We start from the raw sequence: 4,497 nt of genomic DNA, 5'->3' as shown, positions 1-4,497 counted from the left end.
TCCCTTCCAGGGCGGGCTGTACGGCCTGCCGCCGGAGGTCATCAAGGAATGCATCATGGGCGCGATTGAGGCCCGCTTCGGCAGCCTCAAACCCTCCAAACCCAGCGAAGCACCAACGCTAGTCGTCAAAGGTGATGGCGGCACCGGAAGAGGCAACGGGTCGGATTCGGCCAAGAAATTGGATGCGGCCTGCCGGGTCGGCGACGTGAAGGACTGCTGCGGCGACGGCGTGCTGGAAAGCACCGCCAAGCTGGTAGCGTCGCTGCCGATCAAGGCCAAGGGCGACAGCCCCGAGTCCTATGCCCACTTCGAGGAGTTCATTCACCAGGTGTGGGGTGCCGGCATCGCCAAGCATTTCGCCATCCCCTACAACCGCAAGCTGTGGGCGGTGGACCTCAAGGACATGGAAACCTCCTGGCTGGGCGGGCGGGTGCCCATCCCGGACTTGGAGGAGATGATCGAGGGCGCCCTCAAGCCCGTGCCGAAGCCCATGGGTCCGAACGCCCGCTTCGGCTATCCCCTGCGGGGCGGCTTCCAGGCTTTGATGAACGGGTTCCTGCCCCACCTTCAGGGCCGGGTCCGGCTGAACGCCCCGGTGGTCGGCATTTCTCCCCGCCGCCACAGCCTCACCCTGGCGGATGGGACGAGCCTGGATTACGGCCATCTGATCAGCACCATGCCCTTGCCCGCGCTGGTCCGCTGCCTGGGCGAGGAAGCCCCAAGCCACATCCGCCAGGCGGCGGAAGCATTGCGCCATGTGTCGGTGCGCTGCGTGAATCTCGGCATTGGCCGGGCCAGCCTGACCGACAAGCACTGGATCTACTACCCCGGGGACACGGTGTTCCACCGCGTCTTCGTGCAGGGCAACGCCAGCCCCCATTGCAACCCGCCCGGCGGTTTCGGCCTGACCTGCGAAATCACCTACGCGCCGGGGAAGCCCCTGCCTTGTGACGGCGATGAACTCATCGAGCTGTGCATCCGGGATTGCCGACGGGTCGGCCTGTTTGGGCCGGACGACCCGGTATGGGCCACCCATCAGGTGGATATGCCCCACGCCTACGTGATCTACGACCATGCCCGCGCCCGCCACGTCAAGCTGATCCGGGATTGGCTGGCCGAGCGGGACATCCTCCTGGCGGGGCGCTACAGCGAGTGGGAGTATTACAACTCCGACCACGCCTTCCTGGCGGGCAAGCGGGCGGCGGACACGGTGCGGGAACGGCGGGCGCTACGGACTCAGCCCCGGGTCCGCGCCATCTCGGAGCCGTTGCGGTTAGGGGTGGCGGAGGGGGTTAGGACGTAGGATGGGTGGAGTGGAGCGTAACCCATCGCATGGCCCATTCTGAGCTTAACCCCCCAACCCCCCTTATCAGGGGGGCTTTGCTCTTTCCCTTAATCAGAAGAGGGCCTTTGCTCCTTCCCTGATAAGGGGAGGGCCAGGGAGGGGCTTGACTCCGGGCCGGGTAGTGCGATGGGTTCCGCAGAGCGCCACCCAATTCCTATGTAATTTCGTAACTTGCGTGATTGGCGAATGTAATAGGACAACGGGAATCATGGACTACGCCTACCCCAGACCCCAACTGCGCCGCGCCCGCTGGCTCTCGCTCAACGGCCCTTGGCGGTTCCGGTTCGACGACGAACTGGCGTTCCGGCGCCCTTCGGACGTGCCCGATTGGCCGCTCACCATCGAGGTGCCCTTCGCCCTGGAGAGCGCGAGGAGCGGCATCGGCGACACGGGCTTTCACCGGGCCTGCTGGTACGAGCGGGAATTCGACCTGCCCGTGGAACATTGTGAGGGGGCCAAGGTGCTGTTGCATTTCGGCGCGGTGGATTGGCAGGCGCGGGTTTGGGTCAACGACTTCAAGGTGGTGGAACACCAGGGCGGCCACACCCCGTTCAGCGCCGACATCACGTTCGCCCTGGTGCCCGGCGCCCGGCAGCGCCTCACCGTGTGGGCCGAGGACGATCCGCACGACCTGGAAAAGCCTCGGGGCAAACAGGACTGGCGGCTGGAACCCCATAGCATCTGGTATCCCCGCACCACCGGCATCTGGCAGACGGTGTGGCTGGAATGCGTGGCCGCCACCTACGTCCAGAACCTCCGCTGGACGCCCAACCTGGAACGCTGGGAACTGGCCTTTGAGGCCGATGTGATGGGGGAAAACCCCGACGCCGCGCAGGTGGCCGTGCGGCTGTGCTGCGGTGGCCGGACCTTGGCGGACGACACTTATCAAGTCATCGGCGGCGAGGTGCGGCGGCGGATTGGGTTATCCGACCCCGGCATCGACGATTTCCGCAACGAGCTGCTGTGGTCGCCGGAGCGGCCCATTCTGATCGAAGCCGAGGTCCGGCTGCTGCGGGATGGCCAGGTCATCGACGAGGTGGCGTCCTATACGGCGCTACGTTCGGTGGGCGTGCAGCGGGAGCGCATATTGCTGAATGGCCGCCCCTACACCTTGCGGCTGGTGTTGGACCAGGGCTATTGGCCCGAGTCGTTGATGACCGCGCCCGACGGCGAAGCCTTGCGGCGGGATGTGGAACTGGCGAAGGCCATGGGCTTCAACGGCGTGCGCAAGCATCAGAAGATCGAAGACCCGCGCTATCTCTACTGGGCCGATGTGCTGGGCCTGGTCGTCTTCACCGAGATGCCCAGCGCCTACCGCTTCACCCACAAGGCTTTAAACAGGCTGCTGCGGGAATGGACCGAGGTCATCGAACGGGACGTCAGCCATCCTTGCGTCCTCATCTGGGTGCCCTTCAACGAATCCTGGGGCGTGCCCGACCTGCCCTACATGCCCGCGCCCCGCGACGCGGTGCAGTCGTTCTACTATTTGACCCGTTCCCTGGACCCGACCCGTTTGGTCATCGGCAACGACGGCTGGGAAAGCTCCGCCACCGATGTCATCGGCATCCACGATTACGATTCCGATCCCAACCACATCCGCGCCCGCTACGGCCCGGAAGTGAAATTGCAGGAGATGGTGGACCGGCGCTGGGCGGGCGGGCGCATCCTCACCCTGGACGGCCATCCGCACCGGGGCCAGCCGGTGTTGCTGTCGGAATTCGGCGGCGTGGCCTACATCAAGCCGGACGATGAGCTATACGAGCGGGGCTGGGGCTACACGCGCTTCGACGACCTGGATGAATACCGGCGCCGCACCTTCGGCCTCATCGAAGCCGTGCGGTCCACCGCCATGTTCAGCGGCTTCTGCTACACCCAATTCGCCGACACCTTCCAGGAAGCCAACGGCCTGCTGTTCGACGACCGAACGCCGAAGCTGCCGCTGGAAGAAATCTGCCACGCGGTATGCGGGGGGAATCATGTACACCCGTGAAATCCCCAAGGCCGATGGCCGTACCCTGAGCCTGTACAGCCGTCGGCCCATCGCCGGGAATGTTCCGCCGTCGCTGCTGGACCGGCCCGAGGGCATCAACCCGCACTTGCGCTGGCATCCCTTGCGCGGCGAATGGGTGGCCTATGCGGCCTACCGCCAGACCCGCACCTTCCACCCGCCGCCGGAATACAACCCCTTCGCCCCCTCGGACAATCCGGCCAATCCTACCGAACTGCCGCCCGGCGATTACGACATCGCGGTGTTCGACAACCGATTCCCGGCCCTGACCGGCCTGGCCCACGACGCGCCGGAAAGCCTGGTGGATTCCCTCCCGGCCCAGGGTCAGTGCGAGGTGGTGGTGTTCAGCCAAGACCCGCACGGCTCCTTGGGCGGACTGCCGCTGGACCACATCGAATTGCTGCTGGACGTCTGGGCGCACCGCACCACGGCGTTGGGCCATCGCCCGGAGGTGCGCTATGTGCTGCCCTTCGAGAACCGGGGCGCCGAAGTGGGCGTGACCCTGCATCATCCCCACGGCCAGATTTATGCCTATCCCTTCGTGCCGCCGGTGCCGCAGTTCATGCAGGACAACGAGGCCGCTTATTACGAAATGGCCGGTTCGCCCCTGCTGGAAGCCTTGATCGAGGCGGAGGCCGACAGCGGCGAGCGGGTCTTGTATTTCGGCCCGGAGGCCATCGCCTTCGTCCCGGCCTGGGCGCGTTATCCCTACGAAGTCTGGGTGGCGCCGCTGGCGGCGGTGGCCTGCTTCGCCGACTTGACCGACGGGCAGCGGGCCGATTTGGCGCGGGCGCTGAAGACGGTGCTGCTCAAGTATGACGGGCTGTGGCAACGGCCCTTCCCCTATTTGATGGCTTGGTATCAAGCGCCTTTGGACGGCAAGCCGCATCCCGAGAGCCATTTGCACGCCGAGTTCTATCCGCCCTACCGCACCGCCGACCGGCTGAAATATCTGGCGGGCACCGAGTTGGCGGCGGGCATGTTCGCCAACGACGCACTGCCGGAGGAGAAGGCGAAGGAGTTGCAGGCGGTGGAGGTGGTGCTGTGAATCGGCAATCGCTCGTTCCCATGCGGCGCCTCACTGCGATTAAGTTAGGCAGCTTCGGAGTCCGCCGCCGTTGGCTGAGCGGAGTCGAAGCGAAAG

3 protein-coding genes are annotated in these 4,497 nt (G+C 65.5%); all 3 read left to right on the top strand.

The genetic code is table 11. The features are described 5' to 3' along the window. Positions 1-1,303, top strand: a 1,303-nt coding sequence (locus ACXWUF_RS19185) for a protoporphyrinogen/coproporphyrinogen oxidase (protein WP_458496187.1), incomplete at its 5' end; no start/stop codon positions are given. Positions 1,304-1,553: 250 nt separating this feature from the next. Continuing rightward, positions 1,554-3,335 carry a glycoside hydrolase family 2 protein gene (locus ACXWUF_RS19180; RefSeq protein WP_458496186.1) on the top strand — a complete coding sequence of 594 codons (1,782 nt, stop codon included), beginning with the start codon at positions 1,554-1,556 and terminating at the stop codon, positions 3,333-3,335. Beyond that, the gene (gene galT / locus ACXWUF_RS19175) at positions 3,322-4,401 is read left to right on the top strand and encodes a galactose-1-phosphate uridylyltransferase (RefSeq protein ID WP_458496185.1); all 1,080 of its coding nucleotides are present in this window, start codon (positions 3,322-3,324) and stop codon (positions 4,399-4,401) included. The genes ACXWUF_RS19180 and galT overlap by 14 nt, the downstream gene beginning before the upstream one ends. The last annotated feature ends 96 nt before the right edge of the window (positions 4,402-4,497 follow it).

Source organism: Methylomagnum sp. (assembly GCF_054333355.1).
Note: the sequence above shows the minus strand (reverse complement) of the source record. Positions and strands in the feature narration are given on the sequence as shown.